At 47.2% G+C, this 831-nt stretch carries 1 protein-coding gene; it reads left to right on the top strand.

All coding sequences use genetic code 11. The features are described 5' to 3' along the window. A partial coding sequence (locus ACS8FD_RS18775; RefSeq protein ID WP_439276965.1) for a UvrB/UvrC motif-containing protein occupies positions 1–831 on the top strand: 831 nt, incomplete at both ends.

The raw sequence follows: 831 nt of genomic DNA on the forward strand, positions 1-831 counted from the left end.
TCCTAAAGGGTGACTCAAGCGACATTCATAGTGCGTTAATTGAAAAAATGGAAGGTGCGGCTGAAGAATTAGACTTTGAAAAGGCGGTTTTTTATCGTGACCAGCTGTCTATGCTACGCGAAGTGCAAGCGCGGCAAGCAGTATATACCGTGCAGGGTGAGGCTGATGTGATTGCGATTGCCAGTCAGGCAGGCATGACTTGTGTTAACGTGTTGACGGTACGCGGCGGGCGCGTACTTGGTGGTAAAAACTACTTCCCTGATGTCGATAGCAGTGAGTCGCTCGCTGATAATTTATCCGCCTTCATTACCTCATTTTATTTTCAGGTGACCGATGACTTGCCGAGCGAGATTATATTAAGTCATAAACTGCCTGATCAGACAGCAATCAGCGAAGCACTAGCAACGCATTTTGATAGCAAAGTCGTTATCAAAACCAACGTACGTGAACATCGCTCAGAGTGGCTGGACTTAGCCAAACTGAATACCAACAATGCGCTTAAAACTAAGCTGGGTGATTATCTAGAGCTGCATTCGCGCTTTGGCGCTCTCAAAGACGTATTGTCTGATGTCACCGATCGAACGATTGATCGAATCGAATGCTTTGATATTTCCCATACCATGGGTGAGGCGACCATCGGCAGCTGCGTGGTCTTTGATCAAGGAGGCTCACGCCGCCGTGATTACCGTCAATATGCCATCCATGATATTCAAGGCGGTGATGACTATGCTGCAATGAAGCAAGTGTTGACACGGCGCTATAAAAAGCAGCCATTACCTGACTTATTGCTTATTGATGGCGGTAAAGGACAGCTGGGCATCGCTAAAGAAG

The organism is Psychrobacter sp. 1U2 (genome assembly GCF_051847575.1).